The organism is Streptomyces sp. NPDC059850 (assembly GCF_042731515.1).
In the GTDB taxonomy this organism is placed as follows: Bacteria; Actinomycetota; Actinomycetes; order Streptomycetales; family Streptomycetaceae; genus Streptomyces.
In genome coordinates this window covers 68,826-92,342 of record NZ_JBHWJI010000005.1, presented here as the reverse complement: position 1 = coordinate 92,342, position 23,517 = coordinate 68,826, and the positions used below count along the sequence as shown (strand labels likewise).

Annotated in this window: 24 protein-coding genes; 9 read left to right on the top strand and 15 right to left on the bottom strand. The window is 71.0% G+C overall.

Annotation, left to right across the window (positions count from 1 at the left end; all coding sequences use genetic code 11):
* Positions 1-30: 30 nt before the first annotated feature.
* From ACFV9T_RS05815 to ACFV9T_RS05790, 6 genes are all read right to left on the bottom strand, one after another.
* Positions 31-900 carry a carbohydrate ABC transporter permease gene (locus ACFV9T_RS05815; protein WP_385436917.1) on the bottom strand — a complete coding sequence of 290 codons (870 nt, stop codon included), beginning with the start codon at positions 898-900 and terminating at the stop codon, positions 31-33.
* Positions 897-1,883: a carbohydrate ABC transporter permease gene (locus ACFV9T_RS05810; RefSeq protein WP_385436916.1), complete on the bottom strand. Its 987-nt coding sequence runs from the start codon at positions 1,881-1,883 to the stop codon at positions 897-899. The genes ACFV9T_RS05815 and ACFV9T_RS05810 overlap by 4 nt, the downstream gene beginning before the upstream one ends.
* Positions 1,880-3,208: an extracellular solute-binding protein gene (locus ACFV9T_RS05805; protein WP_385436914.1), complete on the bottom strand. Its 1,329-nt coding sequence runs from the start codon at positions 3,206-3,208 to the stop codon at positions 1,880-1,882. The genes ACFV9T_RS05810 and ACFV9T_RS05805 overlap by 4 nt, the downstream gene beginning before the upstream one ends.
* Positions 3,209-3,388: 180 nt before the next feature.
* Positions 3,389-3,826, bottom strand: coding sequence for a hypothetical protein (locus ACFV9T_RS05800; RefSeq protein WP_385436913.1), 438 nt, complete (start codon positions 3,824-3,826; stop codon positions 3,389-3,391).
* Positions 3,827-3,971: 145 nt separating this feature from the next.
* The gene (locus ACFV9T_RS05795; RefSeq protein ID WP_079152402.1) at positions 3,972-4,268 is read right to left on the bottom strand and encodes a DUF3039 domain-containing protein; all 297 of its coding nucleotides are present in this window, start codon (positions 4,266-4,268) and stop codon (positions 3,972-3,974) included.
* 15 nt (positions 4,269-4,283) lie between these two features.
* Complete coding sequence (locus ACFV9T_RS05790; RefSeq protein WP_385436911.1) at positions 4,284-5,474, bottom strand: MFS transporter; 1,191 nt, start codon at positions 5,472-5,474, stop codon at positions 4,284-4,286.
* A gap of 99 nt (positions 5,475-5,573) precedes the next feature.
* Here ACFV9T_RS05790 and ACFV9T_RS05785 point away from each other — a divergent pair, with 99 nt between their 5' ends.
* Complete coding sequence (locus tag ACFV9T_RS05785) at positions 5,574-6,473, top strand: LysR family transcriptional regulator (protein ID WP_385436910.1); 900 nt, start codon at positions 5,574-5,576, stop codon at positions 6,471-6,473.
* 9 nt (positions 6,474-6,482) lie between these two features.
* On the opposite strand, the gene ACFV9T_RS05780 is transcribed toward ACFV9T_RS05785, so the two are convergent.
* Positions 6,483-7,073, bottom strand: a complete 591-nt coding sequence (locus ACFV9T_RS05780) for a YqgE/AlgH family protein (protein WP_385436909.1) — start codon at positions 7,071-7,073, stop codon at positions 6,483-6,485.
* 240 nt (positions 7,074-7,313) lie between these two features.
* Here ACFV9T_RS05780 and murA point away from each other — a divergent pair, with 240 nt between their 5' ends.
* Entirely contained in the window at positions 7,314-8,657 is a 1,344-nt protein-coding gene (gene murA, locus ACFV9T_RS05775; RefSeq protein WP_385436907.1) for a UDP-N-acetylglucosamine 1-carboxyvinyltransferase, read from the top strand.
* Between the two features lie 206 nt (positions 8,658-8,863).
* Here murA and ACFV9T_RS05770 read toward each other — a convergent pair whose 3' ends face one another.
* A complete protein-coding gene (locus tag ACFV9T_RS05770; protein WP_009717479.1) occupies positions 8,864-9,145 on the bottom strand; it encodes an HU family DNA-binding protein in 282 nt (93 codons plus the stop codon).
* A 255-nt stretch (positions 9,146-9,400) separates the two neighbouring features.
* The gene (locus tag ACFV9T_RS05765; RefSeq protein ID WP_385436906.1) at positions 9,401-10,822 is read right to left on the bottom strand and encodes an NAD-dependent malic enzyme; all 1,422 of its coding nucleotides are present in this window, start codon (positions 10,820-10,822) and stop codon (positions 9,401-9,403) included.
* Between the two features lie 284 nt (positions 10,823-11,106).
* Between ACFV9T_RS05765 and ACFV9T_RS05760 the strand changes: the two genes are divergently transcribed.
* Positions 11,107-11,313: a cold-shock protein gene (locus ACFV9T_RS05760; protein ID WP_009717477.1), complete on the top strand. Its 207-nt coding sequence runs from the start codon at positions 11,107-11,109 to the stop codon at positions 11,311-11,313.
* A gap of 209 nt (positions 11,314-11,522) precedes the next feature.
* Here ACFV9T_RS05760 and ACFV9T_RS05755 read toward each other — a convergent pair whose 3' ends face one another.
* The 6 genes from ACFV9T_RS05755 to ACFV9T_RS05730 all read right to left on the bottom strand — a co-directional run bounded on the left by ACFV9T_RS05755 (position 11,523) and on the right by ACFV9T_RS05730 (position 19,206).
* Positions 11,523-13,994: a HelD family protein gene (locus ACFV9T_RS05755; RefSeq protein WP_385436905.1), complete on the bottom strand. Its 2,472-nt coding sequence runs from the start codon at positions 13,992-13,994 to the stop codon at positions 11,523-11,525.
* A gap of 76 nt (positions 13,995-14,070) precedes the next feature.
* Positions 14,071-14,841 carry an anti-sigma factor family protein gene (locus tag ACFV9T_RS05750; RefSeq protein WP_385436904.1) on the bottom strand — a complete coding sequence of 257 codons (771 nt, stop codon included), beginning with the start codon at positions 14,839-14,841 and terminating at the stop codon, positions 14,071-14,073.
* Positions 14,838-15,359 carry a sigma-70 family RNA polymerase sigma factor gene (locus tag ACFV9T_RS05745; protein ID WP_385436903.1) on the bottom strand — a complete coding sequence of 174 codons (522 nt, stop codon included), beginning with the start codon at positions 15,357-15,359 and terminating at the stop codon, positions 14,838-14,840. Before ACFV9T_RS05745 ends, ACFV9T_RS05750 begins: the two co-directional genes overlap by 4 nt.
* Before the next feature lie 232 nt (positions 15,360-15,591).
* Positions 15,592-16,209 (bottom strand): CGNR zinc finger domain-containing protein, encoded by a 618-nt coding sequence (locus ACFV9T_RS05740; protein WP_385436902.1) that lies wholly within the window; start codon positions 16,207-16,209, stop codon positions 15,592-15,594.
* Positions 16,210-16,479: 270 nt separating this feature from the next.
* Positions 16,480-17,634, bottom strand: coding sequence for a uroporphyrinogen-III synthase (locus ACFV9T_RS05735; protein ID WP_385436900.1), 1,155 nt, complete (start codon positions 17,632-17,634; stop codon positions 16,480-16,482).
* A 171-nt stretch (positions 17,635-17,805) separates the two neighbouring features.
* Positions 17,806-19,206, bottom strand: coding sequence for a nitrate/nitrite transporter (locus ACFV9T_RS05730; protein ID WP_385436899.1), 1,401 nt, complete (start codon positions 19,204-19,206; stop codon positions 17,806-17,808).
* 197 nt (positions 19,207-19,403) lie between these two features.
* Here ACFV9T_RS05730 and ACFV9T_RS05725 point away from each other — a divergent pair, with 197 nt between their 5' ends.
* The 6 genes from ACFV9T_RS05725 (at position 19,404) to ACFV9T_RS05700 (ending at position 23,502) form a co-directional block, all read left to right on the top strand.
* Complete coding sequence (locus ACFV9T_RS05725) at positions 19,404-19,676, top strand: hypothetical protein (protein ID WP_385436897.1); 273 nt, start codon at positions 19,404-19,406, stop codon at positions 19,674-19,676.
* Complete coding sequence (locus ACFV9T_RS05720; protein WP_385436896.1) at positions 19,673-20,029, top strand: hypothetical protein; 357 nt, start codon at positions 19,673-19,675, stop codon at positions 20,027-20,029. Before ACFV9T_RS05725 ends, ACFV9T_RS05720 begins: the two co-directional genes overlap by 4 nt.
* Complete coding sequence (locus tag ACFV9T_RS05715) at positions 20,026-20,277, top strand: hypothetical protein (protein WP_385436894.1); 252 nt, start codon at positions 20,026-20,028, stop codon at positions 20,275-20,277. Before ACFV9T_RS05720 ends, ACFV9T_RS05715 begins: the two co-directional genes overlap by 4 nt.
* Positions 20,278-20,471: 194 nt before the next feature.
* A complete protein-coding gene (locus ACFV9T_RS05710; RefSeq protein WP_385436892.1) occupies positions 20,472-21,788 on the top strand; it encodes an extracellular solute-binding protein in 1,317 nt (438 codons plus the stop codon).
* Positions 21,785-22,684, top strand: coding sequence for a carbohydrate ABC transporter permease (locus ACFV9T_RS05705; RefSeq protein ID WP_385436890.1), 900 nt, complete (start codon positions 21,785-21,787; stop codon positions 22,682-22,684). Before ACFV9T_RS05710 ends, ACFV9T_RS05705 begins: the two co-directional genes overlap by 4 nt.
* Positions 22,681-23,502 carry a carbohydrate ABC transporter permease gene (locus tag ACFV9T_RS05700; RefSeq protein WP_385436889.1) on the top strand — a complete coding sequence of 274 codons (822 nt, stop codon included), beginning with the start codon at positions 22,681-22,683 and terminating at the stop codon, positions 23,500-23,502. Before ACFV9T_RS05705 ends, ACFV9T_RS05700 begins: the two co-directional genes overlap by 4 nt.
* Positions 23,503-23,517 lie beyond the last annotated feature (15 nt).

Here is a 23,517-nt window from a genome sequence, read left to right as displayed (position 1 = left end):
CACGCCACCAACGGTTCAACCGGCATCGCGTCAGTCCTTTACCGCTCCGCCGAGGCCGGAGACCAGGCGGCGCTGTACGAGTACGAAGAAGATCAGCACCGGGATGGTCATGATGGTGGACGCCGCCATGATGCCTCCCCAGTCGTTGCCCTCGTCCTTGAAGAAGACGAGGAGCGCCATCGGCAGGGTGGAGTTCTCGGTCGCGCTGATGATGAACGACTTGGCGAACAGGAAGTCGTTCCACGCGGAGATGAAGGAGAAGACGCTGGTGGCGACGAGCCCGGGGAGCACCAGCGGGAACAGGATCTGCCACAGGAAGCGGGCGCGGCTCGCGCCGTCCAGATAGGCCGCCTCCTCCAGGGATTCGGGGACGGCCTTGACGAAGCCGCGCAGCATCCAGATGGCGAACGGCAGCGAGAAGGCGATGTGCGGAAGGATCAGCGAGCCCAGGGTGTTGAGCCCGACCCCGGGCACGGCGTCGCCCAGATCCCGCATCAGGAAGAACATGGGGATGGTCAGTGCCTCGATCGGCACCATCTGCGCGACCAGGAACATCACCAGCAGCGTGGTGCGGAACTTGAAGCGGAAGCGGGTGACGGCGGTCGCGGCGAGGAAGGCGATGATGCCCGAGGCGATCACCACCGCCCCGGCGACCAGCAGGCTGTTGAGGAAGTAGCGGCCGAAGTCGTGCTGTTCGAAGACCCGCCGGAAGGAGTCCAGCGAGGGTGCGGAGGTCCACGGCCGGGGGTGGGCGGACTGGATCTCCCCGGCCGGTTTGAAGGCCGAGAGCACCATCCAGTAGAGCGGGAAGGCGACGACGACGGCCACGGCCAGGGCGGTGACCTCGGCCGCCAGCCGCCAGGGGCGGCGGATGCGCGGCCGTACGCCGAAGAGGCTCACAGTTCTTCTCCCTGCCGTCGCAGCAGCCGCAGATAGACCAGGGTGACGGCGAGCAGGATCAGCAGCATCACCACGCCGATCGCCGAGCCGAGTCCGTACTCGGAGGACGCGAACGCCTCCTGGTAGGCGTAGACGTTGAGCACCATGTTCTGGCCCGCGGTGCCGCCGCCGTTGGTCATGACGTAGATCTGGGTGAAGACCTTGAAGTCCCAGATGATGGACTGGATCGTCACCACGACGAGGATCGGCCGCAGCATCGGGGCCATGATCCCGCGCCAGATCCGCCACGCGGAGGCGCCGTCGAGGGCGGCGGCCTCCAGCACCTCCGCCGGGATGGCCTTGATGCCCGCGTACACGGTGACCATGACGAACGGGAACGAACACCACACGATCTCGAACAGCACCAGGGCGAAGGCGCTGTAGCGCTCGTACGTCCAGGAGTAGTCATGGAAGCCGGAGAGTCCGACCCAGGTCAGGACCCGGTCGACGGGCCCGTAGTCGGGGTCGAACAGGAACAGCCAGACCGTGGAGCCCGTGACCGCCGGGGTGGCCCAGGCGCCGAGCGCGGCCAGCATCAGCGCCAGCCGCGGTATCGCCCGGACCCGGGTGAGCAGCACCGCGAGCGCGCAGCCCACCGCGAGGGTGGAGACGACGCACACGGCGGCGAAGACGACGGTGGTGAGGGTGACGCTCCAGAACTCGCTGTCCCGGAACAGCTCGGCGTAGTTGGCGAAGCCCTGGAAGCTGGTCGGCTTACCCCCGCTCACCTGGGCCTGGGTGTACTCCAGGAACGAGATGAGCCCGAGCTGGTAGATGGGATAGATCAGCAGCCCGCCGAGGACGACGAGGGCCGGGGCGAGGTAGAGCCAGGGCGTCCGGCTCCCCCGCCCGGCCCGCCGCCGGGCGGCGCGCGCGGTCCGCCGGGGCGGAGGATTGCGGGCCGGTTCCGGCCCGGCGTGCTGGGTGATGGTCCCCGAGGTCACTTGCCGAATGCCTCGTCCATCTTCTTCGCCGCCTCGGAGGCGGCGGCGTCGACGCTCTTACGGCCGCTGATGATCTGCTGGAACATGGTCGGCAGCACCAGCTGGGAGTCGATGGCCGACCAGCCGGGCGAGGCGGGTACGAAGGTGGAGCTGGTGTCCAGCGTCTTCACGAAGGGCTTGACGAACGGGTCCTGCCGCGCGATGTCCCCGCGCACATCGGTGAAGGTGGGCAGGAAGCCCATGGCGTCGTACAGCTTGGCCTGGGTCTTCTTCCCGGCCAGCCGCTCCAGCAGGTCGACGGAGAGCGAGCGGTGGGTGCTGCTCCTGAGCACGCCCAGGTTGTTCCCGCCCGCGAACGCCGGAGCGATGCTGTTCGGCTTGACGCCGGGCAGCGGCACGACCGCGTACTTGCCCTTGACCGACCCCGCCTCGATCGCCTGGTGGTTGAAGTCGCCGCCGATCGTCATGCCCGACTTGCCCGCGGCGAAAGCGGCCACGCTGTCGTTGCCGCCCCACTGGGCGCACTTGGCCGGGGGGCAGTTGTCGTCGGTGATGAGCGAGGTGTAGGCCTTTATGCCCTTCTTGGCCTCGGGGCCGTCGATGGCCGACTCGTACTCGTTGGAGCCGAACGCGCCCTTCTCGGTGGCCAGCTCGCCGCCGCCTGCCCAGATGAAGGGCAGCGCGCCGTAGGTGTAGGCGCCGCCGACCGAGAGGCCGTAGAGATCGGGCCGCCGCTCGCGGATCTCCTTCGCGGTCGCGATGAGTTCCTTCTGGGTGGTGGGCGGCTTGAGGCCGAGGTCCTTGAAGACGTCGGTGCGGTAGTACAGCGCCCGTACGCCGACGAACAGCGGCACGCCGTACACCTTGCCGCCCACGGTCACCGAATTCTTGGCGGTGGAGTCGGTGTTGGCCGCCTCGTCCCAGGCGCCGAACTCCTTGCTGATGTCGGCGAGTCCGCCGTCCTCCACGTACCCGGCCGTGTCGGTGTTCCCGTACTCGATGATGTCGGGGGCGCTCTTCGGGTCGTTGAAGGCCGCCTTGATCTTCTGCGCCCGGGTGTCGATGGGGATGTAGGTGACGTTCACCTTGACCCCGTCGTGCTGCTTCTCGAAGGCGGACACGACGCCGTCGACGACCCGCTGCTTCGGCTTGTTGTCGACCTCCTGGAAGAGCCAGACGCGCAGATTGCCGCTCTTGTCGTCTTCCTTGGCGCTGTTGTCGGAGGTGGAGGGCGCGCAGGCGGTGGCGGTGAGCCCGGCGACGATGAGCGCCACGGTGGGGGCGGCGAGGCGACGGGAGAGAGGGAGGGGTCTGGAGAGCTTCATGGAAACGCACCCTTAGGCAAGGGCGTTGCATATCATGCAACGCGTGTTTCGCACAGCACAATATGCGGCAGGCTAGGGTGCGTTTGCGGCCCGGACAAGAGGTCTCGACCAATCTTTGGCCCGGAAGCCCCGGCCAGAAGTGAAGCCTTGGCCAGAAGTTACGCGCCGGAAAAGCCCGCGCTACAAGTGCGTCAGCTTCTCCCCCGGATAGGCGGGCTCGGCATACGGCACGGCCTCTACCCGGGCGCCCGCCGCGGCCAGCCGCTCCACCACCTGGCCCCACTCCGGCCAGGTCTTCTCGATATGCCCCAGGATGCGGGCGCTCGGCACGAGGACGATCTCGCACCCGGGGTCGTCCGCCCACTCCAGCAGCCGGGGCAGACCCGGCTGCGCGGCGGAGACCACACAGCTGCCCGCGGGCCGGTAGCCGCGCTCCCCGGCCAGCCGCCCGCACTGCTCCAGCTGGGCGTCCCAGTCCTTGTCGAACTGGCGGTAGAGCCCGGCGCCTTCCCCGTCCGGCTCGTCGACCTCGCGCGCGCCGAAGACCAAGTACGCCGCCCGCGGCGCCCCGTCGTCCTCCGCCGCGCCCTGTGCCCCGTTCTCCGTACGCCCGCTCATGGGGCCGACCCTACTGGGATCACCCGCCGCGCGACACGGGGCCGAACGAAGCCGGACAGCACGGCACGTCCGACCCGCGGCCCCTCTCGGGCCACGGGTCGGACGTGCCGTCTACGCGAAGCTCCGGCGCGGCCGGACGGGCGGGCTACTTCTTGCCGTCGCCGCCCTTGCCGTCCTTGTCCTTGTCACCGCCGGCGCCCATGCCCTCGAAGATCTCCTTGCACATGGGGCACACCGGGTACTTCTTCGGGTCACGGCCCGGGACCCAGACCTTGCCGCACAGTGCGACGACAGGAGATCCGGAGAGCGCGCTCTCCATGATCTTTTCCTTCTGTACATAGTGGGCATAGCGCTCGTGGTCGCCGTCACCGTGCGACACCTGAGGTGTCGGCTCAACGAGGGTCCCCGTGCCTGCCCCGCGCTCGGGCTCAAGAGTGCTCATACAGCCCTAGGGTACTCATGCCCGCGATGTGGAGCGGGTGCGCTCCCCGGCGGCCGACCGGCCCCGGACCGCCGTCAGATGCCTGGCCAGACCGGCGGCCGCGACCCCGGCCGCCGCCCAGGGCAGCACGCGCCCGGACAGCCCCGCCGAGAGCGCGGCGCCGCCCAGCGCCGAGCCGACCGCGCTGCCCAGGTAGAGCGCCGAGTTGTTGAGGGCCAGGGCGACGGTGCCGCGCTCCTCCTTCAGCGCCAGCAGCCGGTGCTGCTGCGGGACCTGGAGCGCCCACCCCGCGGCACCCCAGATCACCAGGGCCGCCCCGGCGAGCAGCGGTACGGGGGCGAGCGCGGGCAGCACCGCCTCGGCGGCCGTGATCACGGCCATGAGCACGCCGACCAGCGCCGCCACCCGGCCCGCACCGGCCGCCCGGGCCGCCCGGTCTACGAGTCGCCCGATGAGGAGGCTGCCCGCGACCCCGCCCAGGCCCCAGGCCCACAGATACGGCGCCACCTCGTGCGCGCCGCCCGCCGACTCCAGCACCGGGGCGAGGTAGGTGTACAGGCCCAGGCTCGCGACCGCCGCGAGGAACGACACCTGGACGACCGGGGCCACGGCCCGGTCGCTGACGGCCGTCAGCCGCGCCCGTACCGACACCGCGGGCGCGGCCGGAACGGTCGGCAGCAGCGCCGCGAGCCCGGTCAGCGACACCGCGCCCAACCCGGTGACCAGCCACATCGTGGCCCGCCAGCCGGTGTGCTCGGCCAGCAGGACGCCCAGCGGCACCCCGAGCACGGTGCCGGAACTCATGCCGCCCATCACCACGGCCAGCGCCCGGCCGCGCCGCTCGCCGGAGACCAGCGCGGAGGCGGCGGCGGTGGACATCGCCGAGTACACCCCGGCCCCGGCGCCCGCGACCAGCCGCGCGCCCAGCAGCGCGCCGAGCGAGGGCGCGAGGGCGGTCAGCGCGTTGCCCGCGGTGAAGACGGCGAGCGCCACCAGCAGCACCAGCCGCGGCCGGGCCCCGTGGAGCAGCCCCGCGACCAGGGGCGCGGAGATCGCGTAGGCGAGCGTGAAGACGGTGACCATCTGCCCGGCCAGGGACACCGTCGTCCCGATGTCGTCCGCGACGACGGGCAGCAGCCCCGCCATCACGTATGCGTCGAGGCCCAGGGTGAACGACCCCAGGGCCAGCAGCCAGACCTTACGCACGGCTCAACTCCCCTGATCAACCACAGTGACGCCGGAAACGTAGGCACTCTCCGGTTCACCGGGGAAATGCCGCCCGGGACCGATCTATGCTCGATCGACATGAGTGAACGGCACAGCGAACGGAACGCTGAACGGGACATCGACGCGATCCGCCTGCGTCAGCTGCGCGCCTTCCTCGCGGTCGCCGAGGAGCGCAACTTCACCCACGCCGCCGACCGGCTCGGCATCGGCCAGCCCGCGCTGACCCGTACCGTCCGGGCGCTGGAGGAGACCGTGGGCGCGCGGCTGCTGGAGCGCACCACCCGCCGCGTCACCCTCACCGAGGAGGGCAGGGCGCTCCAGGCGGACCTCGGCCCGCTGCTGGCCCGGCTGGACGACGCACTGCGCGCGGTGGGCGGCCGGGCCCCGCTGCGGCTCGGCTTCACCTCGCTGCTGCCCGACCGCTGCGCCGCGCTCACCAGCGCCTTCGAGGCCGCCACCGGCGCCGGGGTGCGGCTGGTGCGCCGTGACGCGCCGCTGGCGGGGCTCGCGGCCGGGGCGTGCGACATCGCGGTCGTACGGGGCGAGGCGCCGCTCGGGGACGAGGTGCGCGCCCGGGTGCTGCTGCGTGAGGCGCGGGTCGCCGCGGTGGCGCGTACGGCGGCGGGCGCGGCGCTGGACGCGGTCGCGCGCAGGCGGGTCCTGGACTGGGCCGAACTGGCGCGGTTCCCGCTGGTGGTGAACACGGTCAGCGGCACCACCCGGCCCGAGCTGTGGCCCGAGGACCACCGGCCGCAACTGGCGTGCACGGCGGACAACTTCGACGAGTGGCTGGAAGCGGTCGCCGCGGGCCATGGCATCGGCGTGGTCTCCGAGGCCGCGGCGCGGCGCCACAGCCACCCCGGCATCCGGTTCCTGCGGCTGAAGAACGCGCCGCCGGTCACCGTGCGGCTGGCCATCCCGACCCGTAGCCCGCACCCCTTGGCGGAGCGCTTCTTCGCGATGGCGGAGGCCTCGTAACGCCGCGAGCTAGTTGAGCGAGGGGTCGTCCGGGTACGTCGCGACCATCGCCAGCTCGCTGCGCTGGCGGCGCAGCACCGCCCGCCACAGCCGCTCCGGGGAGGGCGACGAGACGTCCCCCGGCTCGGACTCCACCACGTACCACGCGCCGTCCGACAGCTCGTCCTCCAGCTGCCCCGGGCCCCATCCCGCGTACCCCGCGAAGATCCGCAACGAGCCCACCGCGGCGGCCAGCAGCTCCGGCGGCGCCTCCAGGTCGACCAGGCCGATCGCCCCGTGCACCCTGCGCCAGCCGAGTGGCCCGGCGTCCTCGCCGCGCGCCGGGGTCCGGCCCGACTCCCCCGGCACCACGGCCACGCCCAGCGCCGAGTCCAGCGACACCGGTCCGCCCTGGAAGACCACCCCCGGCTCACCGGCCAGCTCGGCCCAGGACTCCAGGATGTCCCCGACGCCCACCGGGGTCGGACGGTTCAGGACCACGCCGAGGGAGCCCTCCTCGTCGTGGTCGAGAAGCAGCACCACCGCGCGGTCGAAGTTCGGGTCAGCAAGCGCCGGTGTCGCGACAAGCAGCCGTCCTGTGAGGGAGGACACCTCGGTCATGGCCACATGATCCCGCATATCCGGTCCGGACGGGGAGTGGAAGACGAGACCCGAATGAGAGCAGGTCGGGGCGTACGACAGCAGGAGCGGCGCACGTGACGGTCGGTTTTGGGACCGGAACGGAGTGTGGTACGACACATTCCGATCGGTTTAATCGGTGCAACAGCCTTACGGAGGCGGCCTCACGGGCCATTAGTCTTGCCTTTTGCCCCCTTGCCCGTCACAGGAACGCGAGACCAGATGACCCGCTCGAACGATGTCCTGCTCGTCCACGGTGGCACCCCGCTGGAGGGCGAGATCAATGTCCGCGGCGCGAAGAACCTCGTGCCGAAGGCCATGGTCGCCGCCCTGCTCGGCAGCGGCCCGAGCCGGCTGCGCAACGTCCCCGACATCCGCGACGTGCGGGTGGTGCGCGGGCTGCTGCAGCTGCACGGCGTCACGGTGCGACCAGGTGACGAGTCCGGTGAACTGGTCATGGACCCCACGCATGTGGAGAGCGCCAATGTCGCCGACATCGACGCGCACGCCGGTTCCTCGCGCATCCCGATCCTCTTCTGCGGTCCGCTGCTGCACCGCATCGGCCACGCCTTCATCCCGGGCCTGGGCGGCTGCGACATCGGCGGCCGGCCGATCGACTTCCACTTCGACGTGCTGCGGCAGTTCGGCGCGACGATCGAGAAGCGCGCGGACGGCCAATACCTGGAGGCTCCGCACCGGCTGCGGGGTACGAAGATCCGGCTGCCGTACCCGTCGGTGGGCTCCACCGAGCAGGTGCTGCTCACGGCGGTGCTCGCCGAGGGTGTGACGGAACTCTCCAACGCCGCCGTCGAACCGGAGATCGAGGACCTCATCTGCGTGCTGCAGAAGATGGGCGCCATCATCTCCATGGACACCGACCGGACCATCCGGATCACCGGTGTCGACAAACTCGACGGCTACAACCACCGCGCCCTCCCGGACCGCCTGGAGGCCGCCTCCTGGGCGAGCGCCGCCCTGGCGACCGAGGGCAGCGTCTACGTACGCGGTGCCCGCCAGCGCGAGATGATGACCTTCCTCAACACCTTCCGCAAGGTCGGTGGCGCCTTCGACATCGGCGACGAGGGCATACGGTTCTGGCACCCGGGCGGCAAGCTCAACGCGATCGCCCTGGAGACCGACGTCCACCCCGGCTTCCAGACCGACTGGCAGCAGCCGCTGGTGGTGGCGCTGACCCAGGCCTCGGGGCTGTCCATCGTCCACGAGACGGTGTACGAGTCGCGGCTGGGCTTCACCTCCGCGCTCAACCAGATGGGCGCGCACATCCAGCTCTACCGCGAGTGCCTGGGCGGCTCCGCGTGCCGCTTCGGCCAGCGGAACTTCCTCCACTCGGCGGTCGTGTCAGGGCCCACCCGGCTCCAGGGCTCCGACCTGGTCATCCCCGACCTGCGCGGTGGCTTCTCGTACCTGATCGCGGCCCTCGCCGCCCAGGGCACCTCCCGGGTCCACGGCATCGACCTGATCAACCGGGGCTACGAGAACTTCATGCACAAGCTCGTGGAGCTGGGCGCCAAGGTGGAGCTGCCGGGCGGCGGCGACGCCGTCTGACGGGCTCTCCCGCGCTGTGTGGCGCGCCGCCCGGGCCACAGGCCCGTGAGCGGCCGCCACAAGCCGCCACAGGCCTCTGAGCAGCCGCCACAGGCCGCCACAGGCCCGTGAGCAGCCACCACAGGCCGTGAGAGACGGCGAAGGGCGGCCACCCGCACCGGGTGGCCGCCCTTTTGTTTGTCGCCAGGCGTGAGGCGCCAGGCGTCTTACTTGCCCTTGGCGGCTTCCTTCAGCTTGGAGCCCGCGGAGACCTTCACGCTGTAGCCGGCCGGGATCTCGATCGGCTCACCGGTCTGCGGGTTGCGCGCGGTGCGAGCGGCACGGTGAGTGCGCTCGAAGGTCAGGAAGCCGGGGATGGTGACCTTCTCGTCGCCCTTGGCGACGACCTCACCGGTCACCTCGGCCAGGGCCGCCAGAACGGCGTCGGCGTCCTTGCGGGTCACCTCGGCGCGCTCGGACAGAGCGGCCACCAGCTCACTGCGGTTCATGTTGTACTCCCGTGTTCATCTTGCCATTAGGCGTGAGATCGAAGCCGATGCTGCCAGGGCCCTCGGACAGTCCCCGGACCCGGGTCTGCTGTTTCAGACCCTCGCGCCCGGAACGCATCCTGCCCCCACCTGTGGCGGGAAAGCCAATCCGGAACCCCGGAGAGTCACACGAAAAGCGCCGTGGCGGTCGTTTTTCTGCCCGCCACCCTATGGCGGCCCCAGGTAGCCCAAGGGCCGCGACGCGCCGTGCCAGGCTCAGACCGCGGTGGTCCCGGTCACAGGCTTCGCCGCTTCACGCACGGCTCCGGCGACCGCCCCGGCGACCTTGTCGTTGAAGACGCTCGGAATGATGTAGTTGGCATTCAGTTCGTCGTCGTGGACGACATCCGCGAGCGCTCCGGCCGCGGCCAGCATCATGTCGGTGTTCACCGTACGGGACTGGGCGTCCAGGAGGCCACGGAAGACACCCGGGAAGACCAGCACGTTGTTGATCTGGTTCGGGAAGTCGGAGCGGCCGGTGGCCACGACGGCGGCGGTCTGGCGGGCGATCGCCGGGTCCACCTCGGGGTCCGGGTTGGCCAGCGCGAAGACGATCGCGTCGTCCGCCATGGCGGCCACGTCCTCGCCGGAGAGCACGTTCGGGGCCGACACGCCGATGAAGACGTCCGCGCCCCGCACGGCCTCGCGCAGGGTGCCCGTGACGCCGTCCGGGTTGGTGTTGTCGGCGATCCAGCGCAGCGGGGAGTCCGGGTCGGCGGAGACCAGGTCCTCGCGGCCGGCGTGCACCACGCCGTGGATGTCGGCGACGACCGCGTGCTGGACGCCCGCGGCGTTCAGCAGTTTGAGGATCGCGGTGCCCGCCGCGCCCGCGCCGGACATCACCACCCGGACGTCACCGATCTTCTTGTTGACGACCCGCAGCGCGTTGGTCAGCGCGGCGAGCACGACGATCGCCGTGCCGTGCTGGTCGTCGTGGAAGACCGGGATGTCCACGGCCTCGCGCAGCCGCGCCTCGATCTCGAAGCAGCGGGGGGCGGAGATGTCCTCCAGGTTGATGCCCGCGAAGCCGGGGGCGATGGCCTTGACGATCTCCACGATGGCGTCGCTGTCCTGGGTGTCCAGGCAGATCGGCCACGCGTCGATCCCGGCGAAGCGCTTGAACAGGGCCGCCTTGCCCTCCATGACCGGCAGCGCGGCCTTGGGGCCGATGTTGCCAAGACCCAGCACCGCGGAGCCGTCGGTGACGACCGCGACGCTGTTGCGCTTGATGGTCAGGCGGCGGGCGTCCTCGGGGTTGTCCGCGATGGCCTGGCAGACCCGCGCCACGCCGGGCGTGTAGACCATGGAGAGGTCGTCACGGTTGCGGATGGGGTGCTTCGACGACATCTCGATCTTGCCGCCGAGGTGCATCAGGAACGTACGGTCCGACACCTTGCCGAGCGAAATGCCCTCGATACCGCGCAGCTTCTCGACGATCTCGTCGGCGTGCGCGGTGGAGCTGGCCGCGATGGTGACGTCGATACGGAGCTTCTCGTGGCCGGAAGCGGTCACGTCGAGGCCGGTGACGGAGCCACCGGAGGACTCCACGGCCGTGGTCAGCTGGCTGACCGCGGTACCGCTCGCGGGGACCTCCAGCCGGACCGTCATCGAGTACGAGACGCTGGGCGCCGTTGCCATGACCGTCTTCCTCTGCTTTCCCTTGTGCCAGGTGTTCCGGGCCCGAACGAACGGGCCACGCCCTCGCATCGTTGCACCTACCTTCTGGTACGAGGTAACCCGGCCCGACTTTCGGACATATTGTTCTGACATACCAGGGGTGGGGTCAGCCGAGTGGAAAGCCCCACTCCTTCGCGGGAACGCCGGGCGAGGCGGGCCGTTCCCGCAGCCCACGCCCCTAGGCTCTGGCGCGCACAGCGCCGAACGACGTCCACCGGCGTCGAGGAACACGAGGAGCAGCGGGCATGGCTCAGGGCACCGTCAAATGGTTCAACGCCGAGAAGGGCTACGGCTTCATCGCCCAGGAGGGCGGCGGGCCGGACGTCTTCGTCCACTACAGCTCGATCAACGGCAACGGCTACCGCAGCCTTGCGGACGACCAGCGGGTCGAATTCCAGATCGTGCAGGGCCGCAAGGGGCCGCAAGCCGAAGAGGTCCGCGTCCTCGGGTGAGAACGCGGACCTCTTCGCTATGACGTTGTAGGTGGCACCGACCCGCCATGCTCGCCTCGCGGCAAGTGGTCGCTCGTAGCGACGATGGTTGGGCCCGGGGGCTTGGATCGAGCCGGTGCCACAGCAAGGCTAACAAACCATGCCCGGAAGCGATTCCCCGCCGGACGGCCCGATTTCGCGCCGTCCCCCGGTCGGCCGTCGGACGACCGTCAGTCGGCCCTGAGCAGGTCCGGGACGCCGTCGCGGTCCGGGTCGTCGCGCTCGCCCGGGACGACCGTCAGCCGCTGGGTCGCCCGGGTGAGCGCCACGTACAGCACCCGCAGCCCGGCCGGTGACTCGTCGGCGATCTCGGCGGGCGAGACCACCACCGTCGCGTCGTACTCCAGCCCCTTGGCCTCCAGGCTGCCCAGCGCCACGACCCGGTCGCCGAGCCCGGCCAGCCAGCGGCGGGCCTGCTCGCGGCGGCTCATGGCGACGACGACGCCGACGGTGCCGTCCACCTCGTCCAGCAGCCGGGCCGCCTCGTCGCGGACGTGGCTTCCCAGGTCGCCGTCCGCCTGCTCCGGGAGCGGCGCGAACCGCGGTACGGCGCCGGTGGAGCGGACCGCGCGGGGCGCGGGGGTGCCGGGCATGGCGAGCGCCAGGACCTTGGTGGCCAGGTCGGCGATCTCCGCCGGGTTGCGGTAGTTGACGGTCAGGGTGAAGCGGCGGCGCGGACGGGTGCCCAGCGCCTCGTCGCGGGCCTGGGCCGCCTCGTCCGGGTCGGACCAGGAGGACTGGGCCGGATCGCCCACCACCGTCCAGGTGGCGTGGCGGCCGCGCCGCCCCACCATTCGCCACTGCATGGGCGTCAGGTCCTGGGCCTCGTCGACGATGATGTGCGCGTAGTCCGCGCGCTCCTGCTCGGCCCGGTCCGCGCGGTTACGCCGGGGCGCGCTGCGGTCGGCGAACGTGGTCAGCTCGTCCAGCCCGGTCAGCTGGTCCAGCGGATCGACCTCACGGGGCCTGGCCGGGCGGGCCGGGGCGCCGAGGATGGTCTGCAGCTCGTCCAGCAGCGCCACGTCGTGCACCGACAGCGGACCCTGCCCGTCCGGGCCCAGCCGGTTCAGCGAGCGGGCCACCTGACGGGCCTCGCGCGGGTTCAGCACCCGACGTGACCAGCGGCCGAGCCGCTTCTCGTCGGCCATCGCGGCGAGCACGGAGCGCGGGGTCAGCTCGGGCCACCAGGCGTCCAGGAAGTCGGTGAACGCGTCCTCGCTCGCGATGTCCTCGTCGAACCCCTCGCGCGCCTCGGCGGCCAGTTCCGGGTCCGTATAGCGCCGGGGGCCGCCCGTACGGGACCACAGCGCGTCCAGCAGCAGGCGGCGGGCGCGCGGGCGCAGCAGGTTGACGGGGGCGGTGCCGCCCAGCGCGCTCTGCCGGATGCCGCGCAGCTCTTCGGCGTCCAGCTCGACGCGGGCGCCGAAGGCGACGACCCGCAGCCGCTCGGGCGGCCCGCCGGGTCTCTGGCCGCCGGGCGCCTCGTCCACGTCGTCCAGGCTCAGCTGGCCGTCGGCGGCGGAGGCGGGAGGGGGCAGCTCCAGGGCGCCGCGGGAGGCCTTGCGCAGGACCCTCATCATGCGCGAGGAGCCCTTGATCCGGGCCACGGCCGGGGTGTCGTACGTGGTGGCCTCGGCGCCCTCGACCAGGGAGCCGACCGCGCGGATCGCCACCTGGCCCTCCTCGCCCAGCGAGGGCAGCACGCCCTCGGTGTAGGCGACGAGCAGCGGGGTGGGGCTGACGACCAGGATGCCGCCCGCGTACCGCCTGCGGTCCTGGTAGAGCAGATACGCCGCGCGGTGCAGCGCGACCGCGGTCTTGCCGGTGCCCGGGCCGCCCTCGACCTCGGTGACGGAGGCGGCGGGGGCGCGGATCACCAGGTCCTGTTCGGCCTGGATGGAGGCGACGATGTCGCGCATGGTGTGGCCGCGCGCCTGGCCGAGCGCGGCCATCAGCGCGCCGTCGCCGACCACGGGCAGGACCTCGCCGCCGAGGGTCGCGGTCAGCTCGGGGCGCATCAGGTCGTCCTCGACACCGAGCACCCGGCGCCCCTTGCTGCGGATCACGCGGCGGCGCACGACCCGGCCGGGGGCGACCGGGGTGGAGCGGTAGAAGGGGGCGGCGGCGGGCGCCCGCCAGTCGATCACCAGCGGGGCGTAGTCGGCGTCCAGCACCCCGATGCGGCCGATGTGCAGGGTCTCCGCGATCTCCGCGCGGTCCCCGGCGCCGTTCTCCCCGTCCTCGCCCGGCCGGATGGCGTCGTCGGCGGGTTCCACGGAGGTGTACGCACCGTCCGGGCCGCGCTCGCCGTCCTTGCCGAGGAGCAGATCGATGCGGCCGAAGAGGAAGTCCTCGAACTCGCTGTTGAGGCGGTTGAGGTGGACCCCGGCCCGGAACACCTGCGCGTCGCGCTCGGCGAGGGCGCCCGGGGTGCCGACCTGGCCGCGCTGGGCGGCGTCGTTCATGAGGAACTCCGCCTCGTGGATCTTCTCCTCGAGACGGCGGTACACGCGGTCCAGGTGGGTCTGTTCGATCCGGATCTCGCGGTCCCGGACCCCGTCCCCACCGTCACGCGGCGGGGCCGTCCGGCTTTCGTGCGTGACGTTCCGCGTGGCGTTCTGCGTGGCGTTATGCGCGGCCACCCAAGCCCCCTTCTGTGTACATAGGGCAGCCGTCAACCGTACACCCACCTGTGCGCGCCACTCAGATACTGACCACTCAGATGTTGACTTCGGCGAGCCGCTGGCCGTCGAGGGTGCGGACCTCGAAGCGGGCGATGTCGATCTCGTTCATCGCCGCGCCGCCCTGCGCGTACAGCGGCTCCTTGTTCCAGCGGGAGCCGTCGCCGTCCTTGATCCCGTAGCCCGCGCTGGGCACGGCCCAGGTCGTCACGGTCTCCTCGTGGCCGTCCTTGCCGATGGCGATCAGATCGCAGCTCTTGGGCCCCTTGAGGTTGCCCAGCTTGAGCGCGATGGAGGTGCCCCAGCCCTTCTGGGCGAGCGAGACCGAGGCGTCCACCTTGGTCTCGGGGTCCACCGAGCTGAACTTCTTGCCCTGGTCGTAGGCCGTCTGCGCCGGGTTGGCCGCGGCGACCGGGGGGTTGGCGCCGCCGCCGTCGTCGGAGCCCGAATTGACCGCCGCGCCCGCGAGCGGGCCGCCGACGATCATGAGGCCCGCGGCGGCGACGAGGAAGAGCCGCCTGCGGTTCTTCGTACGGCGGCTGACCGTCACCTCGTCGAGCAGCCGCCCCAGCAGCTCGGGCCCGGGGCGGGCGGTGAGGGTGGCGGGGTCGCGGACGGCCGTACCGTCCGTGTTGGTCGCGTAGTCCGACAGCAGTGGTGGGATGCCCATCAGCCCGTCCAGCTCTGCCGCACACCGCTCGCACCCGATCAGGTGCTCCTCGAAACGCGCCGCGTCGGGCGCGTCGAGGACGCCGAGCGCATAGGCGCCGACGGCGGTGTGCTGCTGGTCGTCCGCTGTCGGCATCATGCCGAGACCCCCCGTTCCTCAAGTGAGAGCTTGAGCGAACGCAGCGCGTAGTAAACCCGGGATCGTACGGTCCCGGGCGGCACGCGCAGCACTCCCGCAGCCTCACTCACCGTCCGTCCCTTGAAGTATGTCTCGACGAGGGCCTCTCTGTGCGCATCGGATAGGTCATTCAGGGCATCGGAAATAGTCATCTGACGGAGCGCCCGGTCGATGTCATCCGCTGCGGGCATGACATGCAGGGGGGCCGCGTCGACCTCATGGGGGCGGGCCCGGCGGCTTCGGTGGCCATCGATGACGATGCGGCGTGCCACGGTAACCAGCCACGGGCGTACGGAGTTTCCGCTGCGCTGCAGCTGGTCGGCGTTGCGCCAAGCCCTTAAAAGCGTCTCCTGGACCACGTCCTCGGCGCGGTGCCGGTCGCCTGCGACCAGGCGCAGGACGAAGGCAAGAAGCGGGCCCGCATGCTCCGCATAGAGCGCGCGCATCAGCGCGTCGTCCGGTGTCGTCCTCTCGGTCACGAGGGCATCTTTGCGTACGCAAGGCGCTGGGTCGAGGGGCGTACGGGCTGGAATGATCCGCAGTTCATTCACAACCCTGTGACATTCCTCCCACTTCCGCACTGAACATTTCCCTAGACCCGACACGTACTTGAGGCCGAGAACCCGGCGCCGGGCGGGCGTCGGCCACCATAAAGGGCTCCCTCCCCAAACACCGCCCCGCAGGCCCCGGTCCCCCCATCCGGGGCCTGCGTCATGTCTGAAACTCGTTCATGTTTTGCTCGTGCTTTGGGTTTAAACGGCGTCTGTGGCGCGCCACGCGCTCCCGGTTGCCGCACAACTCGCTGGAGCACCAGCGGCGTCGGCGGCCCCGCGAGGTGTCCAGGTACAGCAGCGAGCAGCTCTCCCCCTCGCAGCGCCGCAACTGCCCGCGCGCGACGGGGTCGGTGAGCAGCGCGACGGCGTCGCGGGCGATCTGGGCGAGCAGCGCCCCGCAGTCGGGGGCGGCGGCGAGCCGGGGGACGAGGGTGCCGTCGGTGGCGCGTACGGCCCGTACGGCGGGCGGGGCGGTGGCGGCGAGCGCGTTCACCCGCTCCAGGTCCGGGCCCGCCGCCCGCCCTTCCACCTCCGTGTGCACGATGCGGTGGAGGAGGTCGCGGGCGGCGCGGAAGCGGGTGAGCCAGGCGGTGTCGACCGCGTCGAGCGCGGTGCCGCCGGGGATCAGGCCGGTGCCGAGCAGCCAGGCCCTGAGGGGTTCGACGCCGTCGAGGCGTTCCACGGGGGTCTCGGTGAGGCGTCCGTCGACGGTGGCCACCAGGTCCAGGCAGATGCGGCCGGAGTCGAACCGCAGGTCGAAGGCGTCCGCCGCCATGTTCCTGTCACCTCCAGGTGGACACCCACCCAGAGTGCCCGCCCGGGCCGCGCCCCGGTAGAGCGCGTCATGTCCCCCACCCCGCCCCTTCCCGAAACCGGGGCTCCACCCCGGCCCCCGCTGGGGCTGCGCCCCAGACCCCCTTCGGGGGCTCCGCCCCCGCACCCCGCTCCTCAAACGCCGGAGGGGCTGGGATGTGGTTGTGGGCAATCGTCCCGCTGGGCGGGACGGGTGGGCACAACCCACCCACCGGCCCGCACCCAGCAACCGCTACGCGTCCGCGTACTTGGCGTCGGCCGCCGGGTCCAGGGCCAGCCGATAGCCCCGCTTCACCACCGTCTGGATCAGCTTGGGCGAGCCAAGAGCCGTCCGCAGGCGAGCCATCGCCGTCTCCACGGCGTGCTCGTCGCTCCCCGTGCCCGGCAGGGCCCGCAGCAGGTCGGCGCGGCCGACAACCCATCCCGGGTGGCGGGCCAGGGCCCGCAACAAGGCCATCCCGGCGGGCGGCACGGTCCGCAGCTCGCCGTCCACGACCACCGCGTGGCCCCGGATCTCCAAGCGCTGCCCGGCGACGGGCAAGGGCCGGGCCCGCGCGGGAAGTTCGGCGGTGAGCAGCTGCACCAGGGGCCCCAGCCGGAAGCGTTCGGGCTGGCGGGTGGGGATGTCCAGGGCCTCCAGCGGCTGCGCGGTCACCGGCCCGACGCACGCGGCCAGCACATCCCGCCGCAGCGCCTCCAGCAACTCCTCCCGCAGCCCGCGCCGCTCGGCCCGCTCCAGCAGACTCACGGCGGCCGGGGCGCTCGTAAACGTCACGGCGTCCACGGCACGCGCGACCGTCGCGTCCAGCAGCCGGTCGACCGGCCCGATATCCTCCGGCGGCATCCACCGGTACACCGGCACGCCCACCACCTCCGCACCTCCGGCCCGCAGCGACTCGACGAAGCCGGGCAGCGGCTCGCCGTGCAGCTGGACGGCGATGCGGCGCCCGTCGACGCCCTCCTCCAGCAGCCGGTCGAGCACCTCGGCCATCGACTCGGAGGCCGGGGACCACTTCTCGGTGAGCCCGGCGGCCCGCACGGCGCCCTTCACCTTGGGCCCGCGCGCCAGTAGTTCGACGTCGCGCAGCCGGCCCAGCAGGGCGTCGCCCAGCCCCCAGCCGTCGGCGGCCTCGACCCAGCCACGGAAGCCGATGGCGGTGGTGGCGACCACCACATCGGGGGCGTGATCGATCAACTGCTTGGTCGCGGTGAGCAGTTCGGAGTCGTCGGAGAGCGGCACGATCCGCAGCGCGGGCGCGTGCAGGACGGCCGCGCCGCGCCGCAGCAGCAGGGCGCCGAGCTCATCGGCGCGGCGCGCGGCGGTGACGCCGACGGTGAACCCCGCGAGGGGTCCGACGGTCGGCGCCTGGTTGTGGTCTCGCTCCATGTGGCTCTGGCTCTCGTCCCGGTTCGGTGTCGTATGCGCGCCTTGAGGTGAGTCGTCATCCTGGCGCCGTCCCGTGACGGACGCGGTTCGCGGAGGTTTCCCGGGTGTAACGGGACGTACGGTCACGGGCACGTCTTACGACCGTACGCCCCTGAGACAGGTACGGACTGCTCACACATCCGCGTACGCGGGCTCCCGCGCCGTCCGCGCCTCCGGCGCCCCCGCACCCGCCCCCGTGGGCCTGGCGGCCGCCGGGGTGCGGCGGAGGTATACGGCCCAGGTCACGGCCGAGCACAGGGCGTAGAAGGCGAGGAAGGAGACGAACGCCGGGGTGCCGGAGTGGGCGCTGCCGAAGGACTGCCGGAAGGCCAGGTTGATGCCGATCCCGCCGAGCGCCCCGACCGCCCCGATCAGCCCCATCGCCGCCCCGGACAGCCGCCGCCCGTAGGCCGCGGCCGCCTCGCCGGTGAGCCCCTGCGCCACCGCCTTGGCCTGGAATATGCCGGGGATCATCTTGTACGTGGAGCCGTTGCCGAGCCCGCTGAGGACGAAGAGGACGATGAAGCCGGTGAGGAAGACGGGCAGCGACCGCTGCGCGGAGGCGTAGACGACCACGAGCGTGGCGGCGGCCATCCCGGCGAAGTTCCACAGCGTGATCCGGGCGCCGCCGTGACGGTCGGCCAGCCGCCCGCCGACCGGGCGGATGAGGGAGCCCAGCAGCGGGCCGATGAAGGTCAGCGAGGCGGCCTGCAGCGGGGTGCGGTCGAACTGGTTCTGCAGCACCAGACCGAAGGCGAAGCTGTAGCCGATGAACGAGCCGAAGGTGCCGACGTAGAGCAGCGACATGATCCACGTGTGGGCGTCCCGCGCCGCCTCCCGGGCCGCCCCGCCGTCGTTCTTCACCGGCGCCAGGTTGTCCATGAACAGCGCCGAGAGGACCGCCGCGACCACGATCAGCGGGATGTAGACGGCCAGCACGATCCGCGGGTGGGAGGCCCCGGCCGTGCCGATGACCAGCAGACCGATCAGCTGGATGACCGGCACGCCGATGTTGCCGCCGCCCGCGTTGAGCCCGAGCGCCCAGCCCTTCTTGCGCAGCGGGTAGAACGAGTTGATGTTGGTCATGGACGACGCGAAGTTCCCGCCGCCGACCCCGGTGAGCGCCGCGACCACCATGAACGTCGTGTACGAGGTGCCGGGCTCCATCACCACGGCCGCCGCGATCGCGGGCACCAGCAGCATCGCGGCGCTGATGATCGTCCAGTTGCGCCCGCCGAAGCGGGCCACGGCGAACGTGTACGGCACCCGGAGCACCCCGCCGACCAGGGTGGGCATCGCGACCAGGAAGAACTTCCCGGCCGGGTCGACCCCGTACTCCGGCCCCATGAACAGGACCATCACCGACCACAGGCTCCAGATGGAGAAGCCGATGTGCTCGGAGAGGATGGAGAAGACCAGGTTCCGCGTCGCGATCCGCTCCCCCTTCTCCCGCCAGAACGTCTCGTCCTCCGGATCCCACTCCTCGATCCAGCGGCCTCCCTTACGGGCGGCGGTGGTGGTCGGGGCAGTCATCACGCCTCCACGGTGCTCGATGTCGTCACCGACCCTAGGGACGGCGGATTACCGCCCTGTGGCCAGAGGTGACCGCCACGAAACCTTGCTCTCACCCGGGGGACCGGGGCGCGGTGAGGGGTCCGACACCCACCCCGTGTCGTACGTTCCCGGTACCGTAAGCCCTGCAAGCCCCGCCCGCGCCGCCGGAGGACCGCATGAGCACCCAGCCGGATCACTCGTACGACCCGGTCATGGCGGCCATCGCGCGTCATCCCGCGCGCGCCGCCCGTCTCCGCGAGCTGGAAGCGCTGGCCGCGAACACGGACGACATCGTCCAGGCACGCGAGGCCATCGCGGAGATCGGCCGCATCCTGGACGCCGCGTTCGCCGAGGCCGGGGTAAAGCGAGGGGCAGGCGTGAGCGGAGCCGTGCCCCGGTGCAGCCCCAACGGTGCATCCGTACACCGACGTGCCCGGAGGACCGCATGAGCGCACATCCCGTCGAACCGCCTTTCGGTAGCGCCATCCCCCGGCCGGAGCGGACCCCGGAATCGCTGCGCCTCGCCCTCGCACGGGTCGCGCCCCACCGCCTCGGCGAGATGGAGACGCAGAAGAACGAGGCGTTCGCGCTGGCGGCCGAGCACAACAACCTGGGCCCGATCCACCAGTGGCTGACCATCTGGGCAGGCGAGGTCGAGATCGAGCGCCGCCCGGACCTGGCCGCGCGACGTCGCAATGCCGAGCACGCCGTCCACACCCTGGACAGGGACGCCCCCGCGTGGCGCTCCGCCATGAAGGAACTCCTGGCCGTCGTGAACGAAGCCCGGGAAGCGACCGCGTGAGCTGGTCGTGGGAGTACGAGCCCAGCGAAGAGCACGTCGCGGGCGGCGCCCCGCCCGCGCTGATCGCCGAAGTGGAGAAGAAGGCGGACGAGCTGGTCCGAGCGGCCGCCGCCCTGTACCTGGACGGCACTGCCTACCAGGGCTCATCGCCACGCGGCGAGAACCACCTCGTACCCGGCGGCATGTTCGTCTGCCAGGTGATCCCGCGGCTGGAGCGCGTCTTCATCCTGCAGGTCACGGCCTGGTGATCGTCACCGCCTGACCTGCCGCCCGGCCGGGGCGGCAGGTGGGCTTCCGCCCGTGCGCCTGATCCACGGGCTTTCCCAGCATTTTGTCAACGCCATTGACATACCTCTCCGCGCCCACCTATACCTCTGCCCATCGAAGCGCTTCGACGAACGTTGCACGTGCACATTCCTCCCAACCCTCCCGGAGGCAGTGGATGTTGACGGCACGGACACGGACGAGACGACGGACGGGACGGACGGTGGCCGGGATCGCGGGCGCGGTCGCGGGGGTCCTGGTCCTGGCGGGGTGCGGGGGCGGTGGGGATGAGGCCGGGGACGGCAAGACGCTCACGCTGTGGCACTACGAGGCGCCCAACGGCGCCATGGGCGCGGCCTGGAGCCAGGCGATCGAGGAGTTCAAGAAGAGCCATCCGGGCGTGACGGTGAAGTTCGAGGAGAAGGGCTTCGAACAGATCCAGAAGACCGCCTCGATGGTGCTGGGCTCGGACAGCGCGCCCGATCTCATGGAGTACAACAAGGGCAACGCCACCACCGGGCTGCTCTCCAAGCAGGGGCTGCTCACCGACCTCTCCCCGGAGGTCACCAAGCGCGGCTGGGACAAGCCGCTGAGCGCCGGGGTGCGCACCACCAGCCGGTACGACGCGCAGGGCGTGATGGGCTCCGGCAAGTGGTTCGGGGTGCCGAACTACGCCGAGTACACGATGGTCTTCTACAACAAGACCCTGTTCGAGAAGCACAAGGTCAAGGTCCCGGCCACCTTCGCGGAGTTCTCCGCCGCGCTGAAGGCGTTCCAGAGCAAGGGCGTCACCCCGCTGGCCAGCGCGGGCGCCGAATACCCCGCCCAGCAGTACGTCTACCAGCTGGCCCTGTCCAAGGCGGACCGCGCCTGGGTGGACGCGTACGAGCAGTACAAGGGCAAGCCGGACTTCCACGACGCCGCCTGGACCTACGGCGCCACCACCTTCGCCGACTGGGTGAAGAAGGGCTACATCGCGAAGAGTTCCAGCGGCGCCAAGGCCGAGGACGCGGGGGCGGCGTTCATCGCGGGGAAGTACCCGATGTTCTTCTCCGGCAGCTGGTGGTTCGGCCGCTTCAAGTCGGAGATCAAGGACGAGTGGGGCACGTTCCCCTTCCCCGGCTCGAAGCTGACCCTCGGCTCCGGCGGCAATCTGTGGGTCGTCCCCAAGGGCGCGAAGAACAAGCGGCTCGCGTACGACTTCATCGACATCACGATGAAGAAGGGCATCCAGAACACCCTGGGCAACAAGGGCGGCGTGCCCGTGGCCGCCGATCCGGCCGCGATCACCGACCCCAAGGCCAAGAGCCTGATCGAGGACTTCACCGCCTATTCCGACCGCGGCGGCCTCGCCTTCTACCCGGACTGGCCGGTGCCCGGCTTCTACGACACCCTCGTCTCCGAGACCCAGAAGCTGATGACGGGCGACGCGAAGCCCGGCGCCTACCTGGACGCGCTGGAGAAGGCGTACGAGGCGGGCGCGCCGAAGGGATGAGCAGGCAGCGGCGCGAGTATCCGTACACGCTCTTCCTGATCCCCGGCGCGCTGGCCTTCCTCGCCGTCATCGTCGTACCCAGCCTGATGAACACCGGGATCAGCTTCACCCACTGGCAGGGCGTCGGCACCCCGGAGTGGGCCGGGCTGGCCAACTACCGGGCCCTGCTGGACGACGACGCCTTCTGGGAGTCCTTCCGGCACAGCCTCGCCATGGTGGTGGCGATGGCGGCGATCCCGACCGCGCTCGGCCTGGTGCTGGCGGCCGCGCTGTTCGACTTCGTCGGCAAGCACTTCGGGGCCCGCACCGCGAGCGTGCTGCGCGCCTGCTTCTACCTCCCGCAGGTGCTGCCGATCGCGGTGGCGGGCATCGTCTGGAGCTGGATCCTGGCCCCCGAGGACGGCGCCCTCAACGATGTGCTGGCGGCGGTCGGCCTCGGCTCGCTGCGCCACGACTGGCTGGGCGACCCGGACCTCGCGCTGTACAGCGTGATGGGCGTGATGGTCTGGGTCCAGCTGGGCTTTCCGCTGGTGGTGTTCATGGCGGGGCTGCAGCGCGTCGACCCGTCCCTGTACGAGGCGGCCGAGCTGGACGGCGCCTCGTGGTGGCGGCGGTTCTGGCACGTCACTCTGCCGCAGATCCGCCCGGAGATCTCCGTCGTGCTGCTGTGGTGCACGATCGCCGCGCTCAAGGTGTTCGGCGCGGTGTACGTGCTCACCAAGGGCGGGCCGGGCGGGGCGACCAATGTCCCCTCGTACTTCTCGTTCCAGTCGTTCTTCGAGAAGACGCAGGTCGGGTACGGCTCCGCGGTCTCGACCGTGCTCACCGTGATCATCCTGGCGCTGGCCCTGGTCGCCCTGCGCCTCCAGACGAGGGCGGAGGACCAGGAGCGATGAGGGCTCTGCGGCGATATCCGGTGCTGGCCGCGCTGATCGCGGCGGCCGTCCTCATGGTGCTGCCGTTCCTGGTGGTCGCCCTCAACGCGGTCAAGTCGCCCGCCGAGTACTCCGCGAACGGGCCGCTGAGCCTCCCGAAGGGGCTCTATCTGGACGGGATCACGGACTTCTGGGAACGGGTCGACTTCGGGCAGAAGCTGATCAACTCCGTACTGATCTCGGGCTCGGTCGCGGTCGGCGCCGCCGTGCTGTCCGTCCTCAACGCGTACGCGATCGGCATCGGCCGGGTGAAGGGCCGCCCCTGGGTGCTGGCCTTCTTCGTGCTGGCGAACATGCTGCCGCAGGAGGCGCTGGTCTACCCCGTCTACTACCTGTCGAAGGAGGCGGGGCTGTACGACACCCGGCTGAGCGTGATCCTCGTCTTCATCGTCGTCCAGGCCGCGTTCGGCACGTATCTGCTCGCCTCCGTCCTCGGCGCCTTCCCCCGGGAGATCATCGAGGCGGCGCGGATCGACGGCGCGAACAAGTGGCAGGTGCTGTGGCGGGTGGTGGTGCCGGTCAGCCGCCCGACCATCGGGGTGCTGTTGGTGTTCTTCTTCATCTGGACCTGGAACGAGTTCCTGCTGCCGCTGGTGATGCTGATCTCCAACGACAACCAGACGGTGTCGGTCGCCCTCGGCGTCCTCCAGGGCCAGCGGCTGATGGACGCCACCATGACCAACGCGGCCGCCCTGCTCGGCGTGATCCCCGCGGTCGTCTTCTTCCTGATCTTCCAGCGGACCCTGACCCGGGGCATCGCCGCGGGCGCGGTCAAATGACTCATATGACGAGGA